The sequence below is a fragment of the Pseudidiomarina planktonica genome, assembly GCF_900177775.1.
In the GTDB taxonomy this organism is placed as follows: domain Bacteria; phylum Pseudomonadota; class Gammaproteobacteria; order Enterobacterales; family Alteromonadaceae; genus Pseudidiomarina; species Pseudidiomarina planktonica.
Genome location: NZ_FXWH01000002.1, coordinates 249,086 through 270,283, shown reverse-complemented (window position 1 = coordinate 270,283; position 21,198 = coordinate 249,086). Strand labels below are relative to the sequence as shown.

The 21,198-nt window shown below is 49.1% G+C and carries 18 protein-coding genes; 7 read left to right on the top strand and 11 right to left on the bottom strand.

Annotated elements, in window-relative coordinates:
- Positions 1-26: 26 nt before the first annotated feature.
- The 4 genes from CCE91_RS09970 to CCE91_RS09955 form a co-directional block, all read right to left on the bottom strand.
- Positions 27-371 carry a DUF3802 family protein gene (locus CCE91_RS09970; RefSeq protein WP_086435136.1) on the bottom strand — a complete coding sequence of 115 codons (345 nt, stop codon included), beginning with the start codon at positions 369-371 and terminating at the stop codon, positions 27-29.
- Positions 372-565: 194 nt separating this feature from the next.
- The gene (astD, locus tag CCE91_RS09965) at positions 566-2,035 is read right to left on the bottom strand and encodes a succinylglutamate-semialdehyde dehydrogenase (protein ID WP_086435135.1); all 1,470 of its coding nucleotides are present in this window, start codon (positions 2,033-2,035) and stop codon (positions 566-568) included.
- A gap of 80 nt (positions 2,036-2,115) precedes the next feature.
- Positions 2,116-3,132, bottom strand: coding sequence for an arginine N-succinyltransferase (astA, locus tag CCE91_RS09960; RefSeq protein WP_086435134.1), 1,017 nt, complete (start codon positions 3,130-3,132; stop codon positions 2,116-2,118).
- Between the two features lie 57 nt (positions 3,133-3,189).
- Positions 3,190-4,398, bottom strand: coding sequence for an aspartate aminotransferase family protein (locus CCE91_RS09955; RefSeq protein ID WP_143435690.1), 1,209 nt, complete (start codon positions 4,396-4,398; stop codon positions 3,190-3,192).
- Positions 4,399-4,751: 353 nt separating this feature from the next.
- Here CCE91_RS09955 and CCE91_RS09950 point away from each other — a divergent pair, with 353 nt between their 5' ends.
- A complete protein-coding gene (locus CCE91_RS09950; RefSeq protein WP_086435132.1) occupies positions 4,752-5,459 on the top strand; it encodes a flagellar brake domain-containing protein in 708 nt (235 codons plus the stop codon).
- Positions 5,460-5,464: 5 nt separating this feature from the next.
- Here the strand turns inward: CCE91_RS09950 and CCE91_RS09945 are convergent, their stop codons facing one another.
- Both CCE91_RS09945 and CCE91_RS09940 read right to left on the bottom strand, forming a co-directional pair.
- On the bottom strand, positions 5,465-6,643 hold the full coding sequence (locus CCE91_RS09945) for an HDOD domain-containing protein (RefSeq protein ID WP_086435131.1): 1,179 nt from the start codon (positions 6,641-6,643) through the stop codon (positions 5,465-5,467).
- 17 nt (positions 6,644-6,660) lie between these two features.
- The gene (locus tag CCE91_RS09940; protein WP_086435130.1) at positions 6,661-7,266 is read right to left on the bottom strand and encodes an anthranilate synthase component II; all 606 of its coding nucleotides are present in this window, start codon (positions 7,264-7,266) and stop codon (positions 6,661-6,663) included.
- 194 nt (positions 7,267-7,460) lie between these two features.
- On the opposite strand from CCE91_RS09940, the gene CCE91_RS09935 reads away from it, so the two are divergent.
- Positions 7,461-9,110: a methyl-accepting chemotaxis protein gene (locus CCE91_RS09935; protein WP_086435129.1), complete on the top strand. Its 1,650-nt coding sequence runs from the start codon at positions 7,461-7,463 to the stop codon at positions 9,108-9,110.
- On the opposite strand, the gene trpS is transcribed toward CCE91_RS09935, so the two are convergent.
- Positions 9,107-10,111 carry a tryptophan--tRNA ligase gene (gene trpS / locus CCE91_RS09930; protein WP_086435128.1) on the bottom strand — a complete coding sequence of 335 codons (1,005 nt, stop codon included), beginning with the start codon at positions 10,109-10,111 and terminating at the stop codon, positions 9,107-9,109. The two genes, CCE91_RS09935 and trpS, sit on opposite strands and share 4 nt — an antisense overlap.
- A 27-nt stretch (positions 10,112-10,138) precedes the next feature.
- Entirely contained in the window at positions 10,139-10,822 is a 684-nt protein-coding gene (gene rpe / locus CCE91_RS09925; protein ID WP_086435127.1) for a ribulose-phosphate 3-epimerase, read from the bottom strand.
- Between the two features lie 244 nt (positions 10,823-11,066).
- Here rpe and CCE91_RS09920 point away from each other — a divergent pair, with 244 nt between their 5' ends.
- Together CCE91_RS09920 and CCE91_RS09915 are read left to right on the top strand one after the other, a co-directional pair.
- Positions 11,067-11,372: a hypothetical protein gene (locus CCE91_RS09920; RefSeq protein ID WP_126797209.1), complete on the top strand. Its 306-nt coding sequence runs from the start codon at positions 11,067-11,069 to the stop codon at positions 11,370-11,372.
- A 10-nt stretch (positions 11,373-11,382) separates the two neighbouring features.
- Entirely contained in the window at positions 11,383-11,595 is a 213-nt protein-coding gene (locus tag CCE91_RS09915; RefSeq protein WP_086435125.1) for a DUF2970 domain-containing protein, read from the top strand.
- A gap of 2 nt (positions 11,596-11,597) precedes the next feature.
- On the opposite strand, the gene prlC is transcribed toward CCE91_RS09915, so the two are convergent.
- Positions 11,598-13,679 (bottom strand): oligopeptidase A, encoded by a 2,082-nt coding sequence (gene prlC, locus CCE91_RS09910; protein ID WP_086435124.1) that lies wholly within the window; start codon positions 13,677-13,679, stop codon positions 11,598-11,600.
- A 140-nt stretch (positions 13,680-13,819) separates the two neighbouring features.
- Between prlC and CCE91_RS09905 the strand changes: the two genes are divergently transcribed.
- Positions 13,820-16,114 carry a S9 family peptidase gene (locus CCE91_RS09905; protein WP_086435123.1) on the top strand — a complete coding sequence of 765 codons (2,295 nt, stop codon included), beginning with the start codon at positions 13,820-13,822 and terminating at the stop codon, positions 16,112-16,114.
- On the opposite strand, the gene CCE91_RS09900 is transcribed toward CCE91_RS09905, so the two are convergent.
- Positions 16,115-16,807, bottom strand: a complete 693-nt coding sequence (locus CCE91_RS09900; protein ID WP_086435122.1) for a M48 family metallopeptidase — start codon at positions 16,805-16,807, stop codon at positions 16,115-16,117.
- Between the two features lie 153 nt (positions 16,808-16,960).
- Between CCE91_RS09900 and gorA the strand changes: the two genes are divergently transcribed.
- Positions 16,961-18,316: a glutathione-disulfide reductase gene (gene gorA / locus CCE91_RS09895; RefSeq protein ID WP_086435121.1), complete on the top strand. Its 1,356-nt coding sequence runs from the start codon at positions 16,961-16,963 to the stop codon at positions 18,314-18,316.
- A 160-nt stretch (positions 18,317-18,476) separates the two neighbouring features.
- Positions 18,477-19,109, top strand: coding sequence for a hypothetical protein (locus CCE91_RS09890; RefSeq protein WP_086435120.1), 633 nt, complete (start codon positions 18,477-18,479; stop codon positions 19,107-19,109).
- A gap of 61 nt (positions 19,110-19,170) precedes the next feature.
- Here the strand turns inward: CCE91_RS09890 and CCE91_RS09885 are convergent, their stop codons facing one another.
- Complete coding sequence (locus CCE91_RS09885) at positions 19,171-20,922, bottom strand: sensor domain-containing phosphodiesterase (RefSeq protein WP_086435119.1); 1,752 nt, start codon at positions 20,920-20,922, stop codon at positions 19,171-19,173.
- Positions 20,923-21,198 lie beyond the last annotated feature (276 nt).

The following is a 21,198-nucleotide window of genomic DNA, read 5'->3' as shown; positions in this document are numbered from 1 at the left end:
GAGGCTAGGCAGTAGTTGCGCTATCGCTATGCTTTTACTCGCGCATCAAATAAGTTTTTAATCAGACCAATAAATTCTGTCACGAACTCTTCTTGCTCAAGAGTTGGATGATTGTCCAGTACGCTCGCCAGTACTTCTTCAAAGTCGTACAAAATAGCATCGGCTTCACGCACAATATCGATGCGCATGGTTTGGTCTAAGTCATTTTGCTGGCACACCGACATGATTTGAACCGACAACTGCTCTTCAAAGCATTCCCGCAGCGTGTACGAAGAAGTGCCCGCCTTGGAGCCTTGCTGCTCGGAAAGCACGGGTAAGTTTTCAGTTAAATACTGAATAAGGTCGATATATCCGTCAGTTTCTACAATCATGAATAGGCCCGCGCCATGATGGGTTTCTTATTGTTATGTTCCAATCAAGCGTATTAATTTACCACGTCTGCCGGCGGATCGAAAATAGTGGATACCACCAGCGCTTGCTTTAATATCGGCCTGGCTGCAATAAGCTTAAAAAAAACGGAACCGAAGCTCCGTTTTTTATCTTATTTCAACCGTCGCAGAAGCGATTAAAAGTTTAAACCTGGCGATAACGACTCAGGTAATGCTACTTTTTCAGCTTCCACTGATGCTACCGGGTATGCACAATAATCTGCTGCATAGTAAGCACTGGCGCGGTGGTTACCACTAGCACCTATACCACCAAATGGCGCCGCACTGCTGGCTCCGGTAATTGGCTTGTTCCAGTTCACAATACCTGCGCGAATACGCTTGAAGAAGTAACGGTAGGTGTCTTCACTGTCACTTAATAGCCCGGCTGACAAACCAAATTCAGTGTCGTTGGCTGACTCAATGGCGTCGTCCAAATTTTTATAACGATACACTTTCAGCAATGGTCCGAAATGCTCAATGTCCGGCATATCAGTCACGTCAGTAACGTCTAAAATACCCGGCGTGACAAAGCCTTTATTCGGATCGTCTTGCTTCATTTCAATCAGCGCTTTGGCACCTAGATCAAGCAAGTTGTTTTGTGCTGCAACCATGCTCGCTGCCGCTTTGGCCGAAATCATGGCACCCATAAACGGTTGTGGGTCACTTTCGTAGTCACCAACGCGAATGTTTTTCACCACTTCCAGCAGGCGCTTCAAAATTGCATCACCATTTGGTGACTGCTCAATGAACAAGCGGCGCGCACAAGTACAACGCTGACCAGAAGTAATAAATGCCGACTGCACAATGTCGTGCACTGCGGCATCAATATCGTCCACACCTTTCACTACTAACGGGTTATTACCGCCCATTTCCAGCGCCAGGATCTTGTCAGGACGACCGCCAAATTGTTTATGCAGCAAATGGCCGGTGGTGGATGAGCCAGTAAAGAACAGGCCATCAATTTGCGGGTGGTTAGATAACGCTTTACCCGTTTCTACCAAACCCTGTACCAGATTCAGTACGCCTTTTGGCAAGCCAGCTTGCTCCCATAATTTCACCGTTTCTTCGGCTACTTTCGGCGTCATCTCACTTGGCTTAAACACCACGGTGTTACCGGCAATCAGCGCGGGTACTATGTGGCCATTCGGTAAATGGCCAGGGAAGTTATATGGGCCATACACGGCAACTACGCCATGTGGTTTATGACGGATAAAGGCTTTGCCGGCAGGCATTGGGTTTTCAACAGTTCCAGTACGCTCATTGTAAGCACGCTCAGAAATAGCCACTTTGCCCATCATGGCGCCAACCTCAGTGCGGGTCTCCCACACTGGTTTGCCAGTTTCCTGCGCAATCACTAACGCCAGCTGTTCTTTATTTTGCTCCAATAATTCGGCAAACTTCTTACAAATAGCCAGACGTTCGCTAACATCTTTTTCTGCCCAGGCTACAAATGCTTCACGGGCTGCCATAACAGCTTCGCCTACTTGCTCAGGGCTGGCACAGTTGCCTTCCCAAACGACTTCATCACGAGCCGGATCAATTGAGCGCAAGTTATCACCAGCGCCAGCCAGCCATTCACCGTTAATGTATAGAACTTTGTTCGTCATTGTCGTTCCTCTTGGTTCGTCGTGACCTTCGCGTTTCCGCACAACTGCCGAAACGGATTTCATTCTGTTTTAAATGCTAGTTAAAGCTTCACTACCCGTACCGGATCACCCTCGGCCAGGCCCAGCGCGTCAGCGGTTTCCGCCGTTATTACCGCGGCTTCGTCGCGAGGTTCAAGTAACGCCTGTCCAGCGCGGAATTCTGCCACCGAGGTATTACATAAAATATAACGCTCGGCGCCGTCGGCCGGAGTACCAATGTGAACCTTCAGGCACTTACTCTGGCGCACACTTTTCAGATTCTCAACTTCTGCTTCAACGGTTGGCCCGGCATCAAAAATATCCACATAGCCGCGCGAACGGAAACCTTCACTTTCCAGCATACGCAGCGCTGGGCGAGTTTGCTCGTGCACTTGCCCAATAACCGCCTGAGCTTCTTTAGGCAGCAGCTTAGTGTAGACCGGATAACGCGGCATCAACTCCGCCACAAAGGTTTTCTCGCCAATACCGGTAAGATAGTCAGCTTCGGTAAAATCCATTGAGAAAAAATTGTCCTGCAACCAGCGCCAAAACGGCGACTGACCGTCAGCATCGGACACACCACGCATTTCGGCGATAACCCAATTGCTAAAGCGATTGCGAAACTCGGCCATAAATAGCATGCGAAAACGGGACAACACGCGGCCATTCTGATTTTTTCGATAAGGCTCACGCAGAAACAGCGTGCAGAGCTCGCTAACGCCAGTGTAGTCATTACACAAGGTAAGCGTATCTAGTGAGTTATAAATACCCAATTGGCTGGAATGATGCACCACAGTGCCCTGACGGTAATGATAGAACGCATCGGTTAAACCAACGGCAGCTTCAATGCCGCTACAACCGGCAATTTCTCCGGTTGCGGTATCTTCCATGACAAACAAATAGCCTTCTTCGCCAGGTTCACTCACCTGCGCCCGAGCGAATGCTTCTTGTGCACGCGCAATACGGCGCTGCAGCAAGTTTTCATCCACCGGCAACGAAGTAAAACCATGACCGGATTCTACCGCACAGTCATATAAAGCCGCGTAATCCTGCGGCTTAATGGGACGCACTACTAACATACTTTACTCCTGCGATGGCCGCGCTAGTAGCAGCCTCGCTGTTAACGCAACCAGCAATTAACCCGCAATGTTCGCCACGGCTTGCTCGAAACGCTTCAATCCTTCCTGTACGTCGGCTTCTGGAATGACCAGTGACGGCGTAAAACGGATAACACTTGGACCTGCTACCAACACCATAACGCCGGCTTCAATGCCTGCCATCATGAAGTCACGGGCTTTGCCTTCGTAGGTGCTGTTTAATTCAGCACCTAACAGCATGCCCTGGCCACGGATGTCGCCGAACACGTTGTAACGGTCATTAATTTTTTGCAGGGTTTCTTTAAACATAGCTTCGCGCTTGCGCACACCAGCTAACACTTCTTCGGTATTCACTACATCGAACACTGCTTCGGCAACTGCACAAGCCAGGGCGTTACCGCCGTAGGTGCTACCGTGCGTACCCGGCTTCAGGTGTGCAGCAATTTCTTTGGTCGTTAACATAGCGCCAATTGGGAAGCCGCCACCTAAAGACTTAGCTGATGCCAGAATGTCTGGGGTTACGCCCAACTGCTCGTAAGCGTAAAGGCTACCAGTGCGGCCAAAGCCAGTTTGTACTTCATCAAAAATCAACAGCGCGTTATGTTCGTCACAAAGTTCACGAACACCTTTCACAAAGTCAGCGTCAGGTGAAATCACACCACCTTCACCTTGCAGCGGCTCCATCATTACTGCACAGGTTTTGTCTGACATCATTTCTTTCAGCGCACTTAAATCATTGTAAGCCACGTGCTCAATGCCGCCTGGCTTAGGTCCGAAACCATCTGAATAAGCCGGCTGGCCACCAACGGTTACGGTAAAGAACGTACGACCGTGGAAACCTTTCTTGAACGCAATAATTTGTTGCTTGTGCTCGCCGTGTTGTTCCATTGCCCAGCGACGCGCTAACTTTAACGCTGCTTCGTTGGCTTCAGCGCCCGAGTTGGCGAAGTAAACGCGGTCAGCAAAGGTTGCATCAACTAATTTTTTCGCTAACCGAATAGCTGGCTCGTTGGTGTAAACGTTGCTTAAATGCCAAAGCTTGTTGCCTTGCTCAGTTAAGGCTTTCACCATAGCCGGGTGACAATGACCGAGGCAATTTACGGCAATGCCTCCAGCAAAATCGACGTACTCTTTTCCAGCTTGATCCCACAAACGCGAGCCTTCACCTTTCACCGGAATAACTTGGGCAGGGTTGTAGTTAGGCACCATTACATCGTCAAACATTGCACGGTTGACAGTCGTCGTCATTGTCAGCTCCTTCAGTGTGAATTTTACACAGCTTTTTGATTCAATTTAGCAGCGTATTATCGCAGAAAAAATAATCGCTGTCTGTTGTCAAAATCTCGTAAAAACAGTCTTTTGCGCTTGACAGCTTAATGCTGCAACAGAAGTGAATAGTTATTCGCCATGCGCCTGAATTCAGGCATTTCTAAGCGTTCGGCTACACAAAAAAAATCTCTTGTCGCACCGTTTTTGATTTATTTTTACATTATCCAACAAATGTATTATCTTTATTGACGCATAATTATGATGAACGTCATACGCAATATCGGTAACGGCGCTTGTGTCAGTCAAACATTTTGAGCAATGGCAGAAGAAAAATGAGCATTAATCCAGCCAGCACAGATACTGAAATGTGTGAGCTTATTAACAAGTCTCACGAGAAAATTCGCAAATTAATGCCCGGAGCACCGGTAGAACTGCAATTCACTCTTCCTTCCAATGTCCGCATTCGCACTACTCTGGTTGGCTACGAAAAGGGCAAGTACCTGATTATTCGACAACCAGAATCGCGCCAGTATTACGACGTAATGACTGAAGGTAACGTTGTAGTTATGCGCTTTTTACTGGAAGGTGAAGCTGGTGAATGTGTTGCCTGTAAAGCCCCCATAAAATCGCTGGTAAGCTTTCCGGCACGCCTGCTTTTTATTGAATATCCAACCTACGTTGAGAACCGCAGCTTACGCTCCAAACAACGGATAGCTACTCATATTCTGGCGCGCATGTCGCCGAAGAATTCGCCGAACGAACTGCATGATGGTGTGGTTTGTGATATTTCACCCGCTGGCTGCAAATTGCGTTTTCACGCCGATGAAATGGTGCGTGGGGTGAATAAAATACCTATTGTCATTACCATTCAAAAGCCCGGCTCAGAAGAAGCGTTGCAGTTGAATGGGAAGGTTATGAATCAGCGCCGCGAAGACGGCACTATTGGTGTTGGCGTGCTATTTACCGACCCACATGAAATAGTCGTAACCCTGTTGGATCAGCTGTATATCAACACCAAGATTTTTGACAGCGCGTCCTGATAAAATCAGGACTCCGGCACGGTAATTCGAATATTCTTCAAACTCACTTCGCGTAAATCCGCCAGCATCGTTTTGTCGAACTTATAGCGGGTAAATAAATGCTTGGCTTCTTCAGCCTCAACCATGCCAATTTCTTTCAGCATTCTGAATTCGCTGTAGGCATTTGCCTGCGCCAGGATTTGCGCATAATCGCTTAAATCATCGTAATCTTTGGCTTCGACAAAACTCAGTAAATGCTGGCTTAATGGCACCCGTTTTAAGTCCCAACCAGCAACCACTATTTGCGTGGCTCGTTTGTCTTGCTCCAACATCAAATCACGTAAAAATTGCTCATCGGGGATCAGCGTACGCAAGGCATTGTGCTTTTCCGCATTGCTGTCATTTACCGTAGCTATAACCGCCTTCTGCTGAACCTCATCAAAAATACGCAAATACAGCTTCATTAAGGCAATTTTACCCAGCTCATGAAACATACCTAAGGTGTAAGCCATGTCCGGTTGCTTTAAACCGCGCCGCTCGGCCAGCACAAAAGCCAGATTAGCAGTAGCGAGTGAGTGATCCCAGATCTTGCGGCGGAACATGCTAAACGGGCGAGTAGAGTATGGCAGCCAGTTCTGCAACGCGTAGGCAGGCACCAAGGTACGCATATTTTCGGTACCCACAAATCCCATCGCTAAGCGATAGCTTTCCACTTTGATTTCCGAAGCTTTGCGGCGGGTACTAAATGGCGGGTTATTTACCACGCGCAATACGCCCTCGTGCAACCAGGTCATTTTATTGGAAAGCTCTTCAATTGCCGCTAACGATGCCGCCCGGGTGTTAATAGTATCAATCAACAATGGCAGGTTTTCCGGCATTGGAATGGTGCGAGCCTTTACCTCTTCTTCGTCATTCAGCGCCGCGGTAATTCGCTCGTAAATAGTTTCATGAAGCTCAAAAGACACCCGATCCTGATATCGCTGCATAGACTTCTTTTTGCGGTCACGCTCTTGTTGACGCAAACGCTCTACTTCCAGTTTACGTTTGCGAATAGCGGCCTCTTTGGCATCTTCTTTGGTATCCGGACCGTCAAATTCAGAGCGCGCAAAAGGAAAACTAATGAGGTAATTAATAAAGCGCCGCTCCAACCTTACAGCTGGATCGTTACTTAGAACGTCTGTTGAATATTCAAAAAAATCGTACATGAAACCTCTATTTAATCCTACTGCTTGCGCTGCCAGGCGTTTGCCTCTTGCATAAAACGCGCCAATACATCGTGCCCATACTCAGTCAAAATCGCTTCCGGATGAAACTGAACTCCCCAAAGCGGCATTGTTTGGTGCCGTATTGCCATTACTTCTTTGTCTGTGTTGGTATCTGACTGGTTCACCCAGGCATCTACACTAAATTCAGCGGGTATTGTCGCTGCGGTTAACAACAGCGAATGGTATCTGGCCACGGCAAAGGATGTTGGCAAACCCGCGAACAACCCTTGATTACTATGATTCAACAGGGATGTTTTGCCATGCATGACCTGCTTTGCAGGCTTTACCTCGGCACCAAATACCTGGCCAATAGCCTGATGCCCCAAACACACACCAAGTATGGGTACTATGCCAGCATAGCGTTCAATAACACCCAACGAAATACCACTATTGTCAGGTGTACCGGGCCCGGGTGAAATAATAATTCCCGACGGCTGCAAGTCAGCCAGCGCAGCTATGCTGATAGCATCGTTGCGGATGACCTTTAATTGCGCGCCCAGCTCACGGAAATAGCGCACCACGTTAAAGGTAAACGAATCATAATTGTCGATCATCACCAACATGATTGCGGTATTTCCTCAAGTAAATCTCGTTGTGGACAGATAACCAAGTAAACCCACTAAATTCGGATGGCAAGTTTAACATATAGAATAATTCCTGCAGCACAGAAAATAACCGAGTTAACCTCACAAATTGGCGATATTTGCCTATAGTCAGTTAAAACAGCATGCATTTGCACCGCTTCCGGAGTTTCGTTATGAATTGGTTCAACAACTTAAAATTCCGCAATAAACTACTTTTGCCAATAGTACTGTTGGCACTGGTTTTAGTAGGCATCGCAGGGATTGGCGCTTATAACTTCAAGAACGTTGCAGGGAATGTCGACAGTATTGCCAATGAACACTTACCCGGCTTGAACTTTTTACTACAGGCCGACCGTGATTTACATCAAGCGCAAGTGGCCGAGCGCAGTCTGTTATCAACGGCGGCGGGTTCCGCTGAAGCTCGGCGTCTGGTTGGTGTTTATCAAGAAAACATTCAGCAAGCTGATGAGCGCGTCGGCAAATTCCTGGCCCTTACCACAGACTCACAAAGCCGCACCATGGTTGCTGATTACCGAGCCCAATATGCGGCCTGGGTGAAAACTTCGCAGCAAGTTATTGAATTACACGATCTTGGTGACCCCGACTCCAAACAACTTGCGGTTGAACTGAGCCTGGGCGAAAGCCGGGAAGTTTTTGACCGCATGCGTAATATTCTTGATTTGCTTGAGCAACGTGAAGAGGAAGCCGCGTTCCAACAAACCGAACTGATCGACAACATCATTATTACCAGCACTAGTATGCAAGTAAGCGCGCTGGTAGTTGGTTTGATTATTTGTACGTTATTGGCTTTATTCTTTCCACGCCTCATTACTCAGCCGCTGGCACTGTTGCTGCAGCGCCTGGATGATATGTCCAAAGGTGAAGGCGACTTAACCGAACGAGTGATTTTAAACCGCAAAGACGAACTCGGACTGGTTGCTGATGCATTCAATGCTTTTGTCGCGAAGTTGCAGCGAATTATTAGCCAAGTTGCCGATATGACCGCGCAAATTGCGACTGCGTCGGAACAACTATCAGCCATCGCTGAACAATCGAACGCCAGCGTGCGCGAGCAGCACCATTCAGTCGATCAGGTAGCCACCGCTATTCATGAAATGTCGACCACGGTTGACGAAATATCAAAAAGCGCCAGCGATGCTGCCAATTCAGCCAAAGGTGCCGACCGCCATGCCAATGAAGGGCAGCAAGTAGTGCAAGCCACTATAGCCGCCATTCAGGAGCTTGCCGAACAAGTGAATCGCTCTGCCGCTACCATTTCTACAGTGGCCGACGACAGCAATAATATTGGTACTGTACTGGACGTAATTCGGGGTATTGCTGAGCAAACCAATCTGCTGGCGTTAAACGCAGCTATTGAAGCCGCGCGGGCTGGCGAACAAGGGCGCGGTTTCTCGGTCGTGGCTGACGAAGTTCGCACACTGGCGAGCCGCACACAGAAGTCGACGGCAGAAATTCAGGACATGATTGAACGCTTACAGGTGGCGACACAAAATGCGGTAAAAGCGATGGAAGTAGGCCAGCGTGATGCCAGTAACAGCGTAGAACAAGCCCAAAAAGCAGGCGCGTCGCTGCAATCAATTACCAGCGCAGTTGCTGAAATTAATGATATGAACGCCCACATTGCTAGTGCTGCAGAAGAGCAAAGCACAGTTACTGAAGAGATAAATAAAAACATCTCAACCATTAGCAGTATTTCGGATCAATCCGCTGAAAGCTCACTGCAAGTAAAAGATGCCAGTGACAGCCTGGCCAAACTCGCTGCTGATTTGCAACGAGAAGTTGGCCAGTTCAAAGTTTCTTAAGGGCGCGGTACCAGACCAATAACGTCGTATACACGAGCCAGCGTTTTAGCTGCTAGCGCGCTGGCCTGTTCGGCGCCTTGCTTCATAATGCCGTTCAGCAAATCACGGTCGTTACGTAATTCCTGATAGTCGCGTTGAATAGGTTCAAGCATTGTAACTACGGCTTCAGCAACATCGCCCTTCAGATGACCATACATTTTGCCTTCATACTCTGGTACCAAATCCGCAATCGGACGACCGGTAGCACAGGACAAAATAGACAATAAGTTAGAAACCCCGGCTTTTTCTTCAGGATCAAAATAAATGCGTGCCTGTTCATCGGAATCAGTTACGGCACGTTTTATCTTCTTAGTTATTTTCTTCGGATCTTCTAACAAACCAATGAAGTTATTCGGGTTTTCATCCGATTTAGACATTTTCTTAGTCGGTTCCTGCAGGCTCATCACCCGCGCGCCAACTTCCGGTATGAACGGGTCAGGCACCTGAAACACATCGCCATATAAATTATTAAAGCGAGTTGCGATGTCGCGTGATAACTCAAGATGCTGCTTCTGATCGTTGCCTACCGGCACTTGATTTGCCTGATACAACAGAATATCGGCCGCCATTAAGGCAGGATAACTGAATAGGCCCGCGTTAATGTTGCTGGCGTGGCGCTCAGACTTATCTTTAAACTGGGTCATGCGGTTCAATTCACCCATTTGGGTGTAGCAATTGAGTACCCAGGCTAGCTGGGCATGTTCCGGCACATGTGACTGCACAAACACCACGCTACGCTTGGGGTCTAAGCCACAAGCCAGATACAACGCCAGCCCGTCCAGGGTGGCAGTACGCAGCTCTTGTGGGTCCTGACGTACAGTAATCGCGTGCAGGTCTACCAGCATAAAGCGACAATCGTGGCTATCCTGCATTGAAACCCACTGCCGTAGTGCGCCAATATAATTGCCAATAGACAGCTGGCCAGACGGCTGGCAACCACTTAATACAATGGGTTTAGTCATGATTCAGATCCGTTGTTAAAATCAAAGTTAATTCTTTGCTGTGCTGACGGTAGCCAGCTCGCTTCGCATTGCCGCAATTACTTCGGCGTAATCAGGCTGGTTAAAAATAGCTGAACCGGCAACAAACATGTCGGCGCCCGCGCGGGCAACCTCGGCGATATTATCCACTTTTATGCCGCCGTCAACTTCCAGCCGTATATCGTAACCACTGTTATCAATGATTTTCCGCGCTTGTTGTAGCTTGGCTAGAGTGGAAGGTAGAAACGACTGACCACCAAAACCAGGATTTACCGACATCAACAGCACTACGTCAATTTTATCCAGCACATAGTCCAGATAGTGTAGTGGCGTACTTGGATTAAATACTAAACCTGCCTTGCAACCGGCGGCTTTAATCAACTGCAGCGAGCGATCAATGTGTGCAGATGCCTCAGGATGAAAGGTAATAATAGAAGCGCCGGCGGCCGCAAAGTCTTCAATCATCCGGTCCACTGGCTGTACCATCAGATGCACATCAATTGGCGCGGTAACACCGTGGTTACGCAGCGCCTTACACACCATAGGACCAATCGTCAGGTTAGGTACATAGTGATTATCCATTACATCAAAGTGCACCACATCTGCACCTGCAGAGAGTACCGAATCAACTTCCTGCCCTAAACAAGCAAAGTCCGCTGATAAAATTGAAGGAGCAATCAAATAGTCAGCCATGTGGGTAAGTACCTTTTATAGTTGCGCCATCGCAACCTAAGTTCCGATTAAAATTAAGGCGTTAGTTTAGCAGCAACAAAGCCTGACAAGCCAGAGTGACGGCACTACTGCCCAACGAATGCGCCAAGAGTAAGGAAAAATGTTTGTTTTACTGGCGAAAACCTTTCATTGTTGATAAATTGTACGCTTACAACGCACAAGAAAAGACGTTTTCTACGTTCGTGAGGCTAATTTGACCATTCGCATGTCACTCATAATAGTTATAACTGCCAGCGCCCTGCTGACATTTATGCTGTCCCCTGGCTGGCAAACACAAGCTGCAAACGATACGCAGCAGTGTAATCCTGTGGTTCAACATGCCGAAACCCAAAACGCACCTCCGTTGTGCGAAGCCCCAACAGACCACATCACCTGGCACAGCTGGTTAACTGGTCAAAGTCGCTCAACTCAATTCCACTTTATGGATTTGTTCGAGCTATTGTTCAGCGATAACCTTAAGCAGAACAATCAAGCCGAAAAAACCGACAGCAATTTTAAAACCACGTTATAAGTGAGCGTCGATGAGTTCCGATAAGCACGAAAAGCCGAGCTTTATGGCCGTTGTTCTGAGTGTTATTGCAGCATTTTTTGGGGTTCAAACCGAACGTAACCGGCAGCGTGATTTTTCCGCCGGCAAACCTATCCACTACATTCTGATTGGTATTGTACTAGCGATTATTTTTGTAGTCGGACTCATGGGTTTGGTGAGCCTGGTGTTACCAGACTCACCCTAAACTTAAGCGGCTGTTCCTATACCCGAGTGACGTAGCAAAGCATCCGCCTGGGGTTCACGACCACGAAACTCCCGGAATAACTCCATCGCATCGCGACTACCACCACGCTCCAATATAGCCTGCAAAAATGCCGTACCCGTGGCGGTATTGAAAATACCTTCTTCCTCGAATTTCGAAAAGGCGTCTGCCGATAGCACTTCGGCCCACTTGTAACTGTAATAACCCGCGGCATAACCACCGGCAAAAATATGCCCAAAGCTTTGCGGGAAGCGGTTGTACTCAGGTGGCATGCGCACTGCAACCTGCTCGCGCACCTGCTGCAAAATAGCCGCAATTTGATCGCCTTTAGTGGCATCAAACTCCGCATGAATACGCATATCAAATAAGCTGAACTCCAGCTGACGTACCATGTGCATGGCTGACTGGAAGTTACGCGCCGCCAGCATTTTGTCCAGCAGATCCTGCGGCAAGGGTTCGCCACTTTCGTAATGGCCACTAATAATGGCCAGCGCTTCCGGCTCCCAGCACCAATTCTCTAAAAACTGGCTAGGTAGCTCGACCGCGTCCCAGGCCACACCATTAATACCTGACACACCAGCCACATCTATTTGCGTCAGCATGTGGTGCAGTCCATGACCAAACTCATGGAATAAAGTAACCACTTCATCGTGGGTAAATAGTGCGGGTTTACCACCAACCGGCTTATTCAAATTACAGGTGAGGTAGGCCACCGGCAGTTGCACCTGATTTCCGCTTAAGCGCCGGCGTACCGCGCATTCGGCCATCCAGGCACCACCGCGTTTACCGCTACGAGCATACAAATCTAAAAAGAACCCAGCGCGCAATTCATCCTGCTGATCACGAATTTCGAAGTAACGTGCTTGAGGGTGCCAAACATCAATACCCTTACGCTCGGTTATGCTGATACCAAACAACCGCTGCACCACTTCAAATAAACCACTAACTACTTTGTGTTCCGGAAAGTACGGGCGCAGTTCTTCGTCGGAAATCGCGTACTGCTGCTGTTTTAATTTCTCGCTGTAGTAAGCCACATCCCAGGCTTCTAATTCGTGTACACCAAACTCGCTCCGGGCAAAGTCCAGCACCTGCTGATAATCGGCGCGCGCCTGCGGTAACGACTTGTCGGCCAAATCCTGCAAAAAGTCAGTAACTTGCTGCGGTGATTCCGCCATTTTGGTAGCCAGCGACAGCTCGGCAAAGTTGGCAAAACCAAGTAACTCAGCCAGTTCATGACGCAGTGCTAAAGTCTCCTGCATTATTTCAGAGTTATCGAAACGCCCGGCATGCGGGCCAACGTCGGAAGCCCGGGTTACAAAGGCCTGATACATTTGCTGGCGCAAATCGCGGTTGTCGGCGTAGGTCATCACCGGCAGATAACTCGGAATATCCAGGGTAAAGCGCCAGCCCTGCTGGTCGTGCTCTGCGGCTAGTTCCGCCGCTCCTTCAATAGCGCTGGCCGGCAAGCCACTAAGCTGCTGTTCATCGGTCACTAAGTACGACCAGGCATCGGTGGCGTCTAATAAGTTATTACTAAAGGTTGAACCAAGCTCAGCCAGCCGCGACTGAATTTCTGCGTAGCGTTTTTTCTGGGCTTCCGGCAAGGCCACACCCGACAATTCGAAATCACGTAAAGCGTCCGTAATAACCCGTTGCTGGGCTTCGCTTAACTGCGCAAACTCAGGGCTTTCTTTCACCGCTTTAAAGCCTTTATACAGCCCTTCGTGCTGACCGGCGTAAGTACCAAACTCAGCCAACATCGGCAGGCAGTCGTCGTGCGCCGCACGCAGCTCTGGCGAACTCACTACGGCGTTCATGTGCGATACCGGCGACCAGCTGCGATCCAGTAAATCGCTGACGTCGTCTAAGGGCGCCACAAAGTTGTCCCAGCGAAAGCCATCGCGCTCACCGGTTGCCACAGCTTTTTCAAAAGTGGCTTTGCAGTCGGCAATACGTTGCTCAATAGCAGCTTTAATATGTTCCGGCTTAATCGCGCTGAAAGTAGGTAACTGTTGCGGATTTATCGTTTCGCCGTTAAGTGGCTGTAATAATGGGTTACTGCTCATGAAAAACCTCGTTCGCTAGTGATGTCTTATGAATGGGGTAAAAATGCCGCAAATTCAAGGTGGCAAAGGTTACTTTAACAATCAACGTGCTAGAATCGCTGACATAGAAACGACTTTCATTGACGCTGTAAGGAATTAAAATGCGCCTCACGCTCACATCAAACACTTCACGTATCACCGCTGTTGCTGCGGTTACCCTGTTTTTATCCGGCTGTTCGGCTATTAGCGACAAACAACCAAGCACACCAACTGATACGGCACCAATTACTTCTGCGCTCACTGTTGAGGCCATTTATGATAGCTCAACTTATCAGGCCGAGAGTGTTGCACCTACTCGATGGCTCGCGGACGGCAGCGGCTATACCACTCTGGAAGACAGTAGCAGTGGTGGTCAGAACCTGGTGAAATACCATCCGCAAACGCAAGAGCGTACCGTAGTCGCTTCGGCTGCTGAGTTAACGCCGGCCAATGCTAGTGCCCCGCTAAAGGTTGCCGATTATGAATGGTCTGCCGATGGCAGCAAGTTACTCATATTCACTAACACCAAACGGTCGTGGCGTACCCACACCTTAGGTGATTATTGGGTACTGGATTTAACCAGTAAGCGCCTGCAACAACTCGGTGGTAACGCGACTCCGTCAACGCTGCAATTTGCCAAGTTCGACCCACAAGGCAACCGCGTGGCCTATGTTCGCGAAAACAATATTTACGTTGAACAGTTGAGTTCAGGCAACATTACTGCGCTTACCAGCAGCGGCAACGACACCATAGTGAACGGTACTTTTGACTGGGTGAACGAAGAAGAATTTTCGTTGCGTGATGGTTTCCGTTGGAGTCCGAATGGCCGCTCTATTGCCTACTGGCAATTAGATACCGAAGGCACGCCGCTGTTTACCATGATTAACAACACCGACGAGCTGTACCCCACGTTGAAGCAGTTCCCCTACCCGAAAGTAGGTGAAACCAATGCCAGCATGCGGATTGGGGTGATTTCAGCGCAAGGTGGCAACACCCGCTGGATGACCATTCCCGGTGATGCGCGCCAGCATTATCTGGTACGCATGGATTGGGCTGGTAACAACGACCAATTGTTAATTCAGCAACTAACCCGCCGCCAGCATATTAACCGGGTGTTTTTGGCCAACACAAACTCCGGTGAAGCGCGTGAGATTCTGCGCGAAACTACCGAGTCCTGGGCTGAATACGTAGACGACGTGAAGTTTTTGGACCACGGCAAGTCCTTCACTTGGCTGAGTGAACGCAGCGGTTGGCGGCACCTGTACCGGGTTGAGCGCGATAGTGGCCGCATGAGCGCCATCACTCGCGGCAACTGGGACGTGATTGAAGTTCTGAATATTAATCAGGACAGCGGCTGGGTGTATTTTATCGCCTCACCAGATTCGCCGCTGCAACGCTATTTATTCCGTGCCAGCCTGGACGGTAGCGGCAAGCTTGAACGCTTAACACCGGATCAACCTGGTACACATAGCTACAGCCTGTCGGCCGATGCCAAGTTTGCAGTGCATACCTACTCGGCTCTGGAAACTTTGCCTGTAACAACCATGATCACGCTGCCAAATCATGATCCGGTGCGCACCATTCTGGCCCACGAAAAGCAGCAGGAAGCTCTTGATGATCTGCCTCGCGGCGAAGTCAGTTTCTTTCAGGTAGAAGCCCGCGACGGCCTCAAATTAGATGGCTTGCTGATGAAGCCGGTAGATTTTGACCCGAACAAGAGCTACCCGATTCTGTTTTATGTATATGGTGAGCCCTGGGGCCAAACTGTAGCCGATGCCTGGCGCGGTAATCCGTTCCTGTGGCACACCATGTTGACCCAACGCGGCTATATAGTGGCGTCCATTGATAACCGCGGTACTAAAACACCGCGTGGCTTTGAGTGGCGCCGTTCTATTTATAAGCAGCTAGGTGTAGTCACAGTTCGCGACCAATACGACGCGCTGCAGGAAATACTCAATCGTTGGGACTTTATTGATGAAAACCGGGTTGGTATTTGGGGACACAGCGGCGGTGGTTCACAAACCCTGAATGCCATGTTCCGTTATCCGCAGGCATATAGCATGGGCATGGCGCTGGCACCAGTACCGGATTTAACCTTGTACGACACCATTTATCAGGAACGCTATTCGGGCTTGTTGCCGGATGCAGCCGCCAGCTACGAAGAAACCTCGGCGATTACGCATGCCGAAAACCTACAGGGTGACTTGTTACTGGTGCATGGTACCGGCGATGACAACGTTCACTTTCAGGGCTCCGAGCGCCTGGTGAACGAACTGATTAAGCATGGTAAACAGTTTGATTTCTTTGCCTATCCGAATCGTACTCATGGCATTTCTGAAGGTGAGGGAACGCCGGTGCACTTACGCCAAATGATGACCGACTTTGTGCACGAACATTTGCCGGTAAACCAGAACTAATTACTGCCAATTCAGATAGCGCTCCGACAATACGGTATGTCCGTGTTGCCGGAGCCAGCTCTCAGCTTTTCGGTAATCCGGATTCACCTCAGCAACTCGTTGCCAAAATGCCTTACTGTGATCAAAGTGCGTTAAATGCACTAACTCATGCTGTACCACGTAAGTAACTACCCACTCCGGCGCCAACCACAACTTCCAGCTTAAACTAACCTCACCACTGCGCGTGCAGGCTCCCCACTTGGCTTTATAGCTGGCAATACGGCTTTGCCGCGGTTGCGTAAAAGCTTGCGGTAAATACTGGTTCAGCCATGCCTGTGCTTGCTGCTGATACCATTGAATAACCAGTGAGCGAATTTGCCGCTGCGCATGCTTTACCCGGCTACCCAAGGTGATATGCAGTTTATCTGCCACGCGTTCGATACCACTGGTACCGCCGTTACTCACTTGTAACTGCAGTGGTTGCCCCAGCCAGGGAATAGTTTCGCCATGTTGCCACGAGCGTTCAGGGGTTACCGAAATAAGTGCTTGCTGGCGCTGCAGGTGCTTTCGAATCCAGCTTTCCCTGGTAGCCAACACCTGAGCTATTTTGCGATCACTGAATCTATTTGGCGCCAGCACTCGTACTTCACCCTCACTAATCTTAATTGCGAGGGTGCGGCGCTTACTGCGACTGATTGTATAGATTAAGTCCATCGGTATTTTCGAACCTATATAAGCGGTTGTTCACGTTGCACCCAGAGCGCTTTTCGGCGACCATACTAGGCTAAATTATTAGCTGCTAGGTTTTGCTGCACTTTAGCACAACCAAACACATGCAGCCGAGAAACAAAACAGGAGTACAACCACATGACCCGACATTACGACTACCTTGCCATTGGCGCGGGCAGCGGCGGTATCGCTTCCGCCAACCGAGCCGCTATTCGCGGTGCTAAAGCTGCTGTGATTGAAGCCAAAGCAGTAGGCGGAACCTGTGTAAACGTGGGTTGTGTTCCGAAAAAAGTCATGTGGTACGGCGCTCATATTGCCGAAGCACTGAAATACAGCGAAGCTTATGGTTTCAAGATTGACCAGAACGGTTTTGACTGGGCCACCCTAGTGAAAAACCGGGAAGCTTACATTGACCGCATTCACGGCGGCTATCAACGAGGTTTTGAAAGCAATGGCGTGGAGTTCATTGAAGGCTTTGCCACTTTCGTAGATAAAAACACCGTGGAAGTGAACGGTGAGAAAATCACCGCAGATCACATTACCATCGCCGTAGGTGGCCGCCCCATGATTCCGGATTTGCCAGGTGCTGAACACGGTATTGATTCTGACGGATTCTTCGCCTTAACAGAGCGCCCAGAAAAAGCTGTGGTAGTGGGTGCTGGTTATATTGCCGTGGAAATTGCCGGTGTATTGCACGCGCTTGGCTCTGACGCCCACTTGTTAGTGCGTAAAGATCGCCCGTTGCGTAACTTTGACGTAGACATTACCGATGCCCTGTTACAGCGCATGGAACAGGACGGCATGAAGTTGCGCACCGAATGCAACATTGAAAGTGTGGAAAAGCAAGACAACGGTAAGCTAGTACTGAAAACCAAAGAAGGCGAGAACATTACCGATGTAGATTGCCTGATTTGGGCCATTGGCCGCGAACCTGCCACCGACAAGATTAATATCGAAGCCGCTGGCGTGAAGCTGGACGAAGTAGGCTATGTTTGTGTTGATAAATACCAGAACACCAATGTGAAAGGTATTTATGCAGTAGGTGATATTACCGGCGAAGCAGCGCTTACCCCAGTTGCTATTAAGGCTGGTCGGTTGCTGTCGGAGCGTTTGTTCAATAAAGATATGCCCGACGCACACATGGATTACAGCCTGATACCTACCATAGTATTCAGCCACCCACCAATTGGCACCATGGGCTTAACTGAAGCTCAGGCAGTGGCAGTGCATGGTGAAGAAGACATCACAGTATACAAATCCAACTTTGCGGCCATGTATAACGCCATCACTCCGCATCGTGCACTTAGCACTTTCAAGTTGGTGTGCCATGGCCCGAGTGAAAAAGTGGTTGGTATTCACGGTATTGGCGAAGGTATGGACGAAATCCTACAAGGCTTCGCCGTGGCTATGAAAATGGGCGCAACCAAGGCCGACTTTGATGCCACTGTGGCACTGCATCCTACCTCTGGTGAGGAATTCGTGACGCTGCGCTAACGCGTCGACCTCTTTTCTGTACCGCTAACTTATTAATTAACTGTAATGGCCCCGCATCATATTTATGGTGCGGGCCTTGCAGGCTATCGTTCTGCGTAATCCGTTTACGCTGCGCTTGTGCGCATTTCCCAACAGACTAGGAATCTACGGAGATGGAACTATGGAATTAAGTTCAGTGAATACCAGACTTCAGTTCTCACCACAGCTTTACAGTAATCCACCGAAACCGGGTGAGCAACGGCCTATGCCGGAAACCTTCTACGGTGATCTACACACGCTGCACTCAAACGAAACCACGCCGCTAGACCTCGACTTTAGAACCGTGCGTGGTAAACCAGAAAAAGTAACCTTAACTACTCCTGTTAAACGCCCGGACGGAAGTGAAATTACCGAGGTGTATAGCTTTGCCAACGCGCTCAAGCAGCACTACGAATCAGGCACCATTGAAAAGTACCAGCATGATTTGCAGGCAAAGGGCCAGCAAACTGTTGAAGCTGTTATTCGGGTTGATGACGAGGTGGTAGGTACGCTTATGCCCGACGACAAGTTCCGCTGGTTCTCAGCCGATGTACGCACCAACGCCGTTACTGAAAGTGACACGGTAGCCGCTAGCTATGCGGCATTAAAGGAGCAGTACGGCGAGCGCTTAACTATTAGTTCAGGCTTAGATGCCAATCAGCCGGTCAGTTATGCACAAATCTATGCCGCAACAACCGGCATTGATTATTCCCAATTTATTCATAAGCAGGTGACTAATTATCGTATTGCTGCGGAAAAATTCCTGGCTAGTTAGTTTCCGTTCCAAACAACAAAAAACGGGGCTAGGCCCCGTTTTTTTGCCTCTTAAGGTTCGCTTACTGTCGTACAGCGCTCCAGGCTTCAAAGTCTTCTACCGGCATAGGTTTTGCCAATAAATAGCCTTGCACCTGCTCGCAACCGAGTTCCTTTAAAAAGGCCAGGCTAGCTTCAGTTTCAACACCCTCGGCCACCACTCGGTAGCCAAGTTCGTGCGCCATTGAAATCATTGAACGAACCAAAGTTTGGCTGCGTCGGTTCAACTCAACACCGTCAATAAATGACCGGTCAATTTTAACGACCTGCGCCGGAACATCCTGCAAGTAGGCGAGGCTACTATAGCCAGTACCAAAATCATCAATGGATATCTGCATACCGCTGGCAGCCAGTGCCTCCAGTTGCATACGCGCCGCGCGCCCATTACTTAACAAGCCACTTTCGGTTAACTCCAGGCCAATGGCACTAAGTGGCAGGTTAGCTACCTGTAAATAGCCTAGTAAACGATCGGTAAAGTCTTCCTCGTCCAGATTCGCGGCGGTTATATTCACCGACACTGTTATTGGCAGGCCCGCTTGATGCCACAGAGCAGTTTGCGCTATGGCAGCTTTCATTACCCAGTCGGTTAAATCGCGACCTAAGGGGGTATTTTCTACCAAAGGTATGAATTCGGCCGGCGAGATATTTCCCAAAGTACTATGCTGCCACCGGATTAAAGCTTCTGCTCCTACGCATTGCCCGGTGCGTAAATCAATTTGCGGCTGATAAAATAGCTGCAGTTGATTACTTGCGTTTAAGGACTCACCAAAGTCAGCAATGAGGCCAAAACTACGCTGGTGGCTAGCATCGGACTGTTTACTATACAAGCCAACTTTCAATTCGGCTTCGCGGGCATCACGCGACGCACTGTGAGCCGTTCGCAGTACTGCGCTAGCATTGGTTGTACCTGGTTCGAACGGCACCACACCTAATACCGGGCGCAGCATAAATGGCGCGATGCCTCCCACTTTAATATGAACCAGAGCTTCTTGCACACGTTGCGCTCTAACCAGCACCTGTGCTTCAGTTCCGGTCTCAAGATGGGCAAACTGACCAGGCCCAATGTGATAAACCCGCGCTTTTTCGCCCAATATTTGTTGTAATTTAGCACTACCTGCTCGCGACAAATTTTCCAGATATGATGGCCCCATGACCCGTTGCAATAAACTAGCCTGACTCAAATCAACCAACTCAGTGCTTAAGGCATAATAAATTCGTTCCGGATGATCACGGGCTAAGTCCTCCAAGTCTTCAACAAACTGCAGGTAATTCGGTAAACCGGTACCTGAATCTACTCGACCCACAGCATGCTGCAATTCAACTTGCGCCATGACCATGGCCGCCAAATCACGCAGTGTATCCAGCTCTTGTTGGTTGAACTGTCGTGGTTCGGTGCCGAACACGCACATAGCGCCCAGCGAAAAACCATCGCGAGTCATTAATGGGGCGCCAGCATAAAACCGGATACCTGATTCCGCCAACATGCTATCGCGATAGTGCTCTGATTCCAGTAAGTCGTTAACCACCAAAACACGCGACTGGTCAACCACCTCACTACAGCACGATTTGTCACGTGGGATTTCCAAGTAATCTACGCCAACACGCGATCTAAACCACTGCCGATCCTGGTCAGTCAGGGATACCGCAGCAATAGGTAAGTTAAACACTTGGCTGGCGATGCGGGTAATACGGTCGAAACTTTCACTAGGCGCGCTGTCCAGCAAATCAAGCTTACGTAAAATAGATAGTCGCGCCGCTTCATATTCGATTTTCATTCACTTCCCTCTTGTGACCAATCGCATGTCAGGAAAGCACATATTCTGGGCAGCATATTTGAAGGCCGCTATTTTTACCCAACGCCGCAAATTCGTCCAACGGAAAATACCGAATCATTTCGTCGCTTTATTCGATTAAATAAAATTCTTTACCAAATATTTAACAATAAGGCAGGGTTAGCTGCTACCAAGTACTGGCAAGCTATAAAATTTGAATTTTGCATGATCCCAGTTACAAAAGCGCTTCATTAGGCTAGCCACTCGACCAGTTTACTT

Bases quoted from the DNA above. Each gene is read 5' to 3' on its own strand.
- CCE91_RS09905 (WP_086435123.1), top strand. From the start codon at position 13,820: ATGCGCCTCACGCTCACATCAAACACTTCACGTATCACCGCTGTTGCT.
- CCE91_RS09915 (WP_086435125.1), top strand. From the start codon at position 11,383: ATGAGTTCCGATAAGCACGAAAAGCCGAGCTTTATGGCCGTTGTTCTG.
- CCE91_RS09940 (WP_086435130.1), bottom strand. From the start codon at position 7,266: ATGTTGGTGATGATCGACAATTATGATTCGTTTACCTTTAACGTGGTG.
- CCE91_RS09900 (WP_086435122.1), bottom strand. From the start codon at position 16,807: ATGGACTTAATCTATACAATCAGTCGCAGTAAGCGCCGCACCCTCGCA.
- astD (WP_086435135.1), bottom strand. From the start codon at position 2,035: ATGACGAACAAAGTTCTATACATTAACGGTGAATGGCTGGCTGGCGCT.
- CCE91_RS09945 (WP_086435131.1), bottom strand. From the start codon at position 6,643: ATGTACGATTTTTTTGAATATTCAACAGACGTTCTAAGTAACGATCCA.
- CCE91_RS09955 (WP_143435690.1), bottom strand. From the start codon at position 4,398: ATGACGACGACTGTCAACCGTGCAATGTTTGACGATGTAATGGTGCCT.
- trpS (WP_086435128.1), bottom strand. From the start codon at position 10,111: ATGACTAAACCCATTGTATTAAGTGGTTGCCAGCCGTCTGGCCAGCTG.
- CCE91_RS09970 (WP_086435136.1), bottom strand. From the start codon at position 371: ATGATTGTAGAAACTGACGGATATATCGACCTTATTCAGTATTTAACT.
- prlC (WP_086435124.1), bottom strand. From the start codon at position 13,679: ATGAGCAGTAACCCATTATTACAGCCACTTAACGGCGAAACGATAAAT.
- CCE91_RS09935 (WP_086435129.1), top strand. From the start codon at position 7,461: ATGAATTGGTTCAACAACTTAAAATTCCGCAATAAACTACTTTTGCCA.
- CCE91_RS09920 (WP_126797209.1), top strand. From the start codon at position 11,067: ATGTCACTCATAATAGTTATAACTGCCAGCGCCCTGCTGACATTTATG.
- rpe (WP_086435127.1), bottom strand. From the start codon at position 10,822: ATGGCTGACTATTTGATTGCTCCTTCAATTTTATCAGCGGACTTTGCT.
- gorA (WP_086435121.1), top strand. From the start codon at position 16,961: ATGACCCGACATTACGACTACCTTGCCATTGGCGCGGGCAGCGGCGGT.
- CCE91_RS09890 (WP_086435120.1), top strand. From the start codon at position 18,477: ATGGAATTAAGTTCAGTGAATACCAGACTTCAGTTCTCACCACAGCTT.
- astA (WP_086435134.1), bottom strand. From the start codon at position 3,132: ATGTTAGTAGTGCGTCCCATTAAGCCGCAGGATTACGCGGCTTTATAT.
- CCE91_RS09885 (WP_086435119.1), bottom strand. From the start codon at position 20,922: ATGAAAATCGAATATGAAGCGGCGCGACTATCTATTTTACGTAAGCTT.
- CCE91_RS09950 (WP_086435132.1), top strand. From the start codon at position 4,752: ATGAGCATTAATCCAGCCAGCACAGATACTGAAATGTGTGAGCTTATT.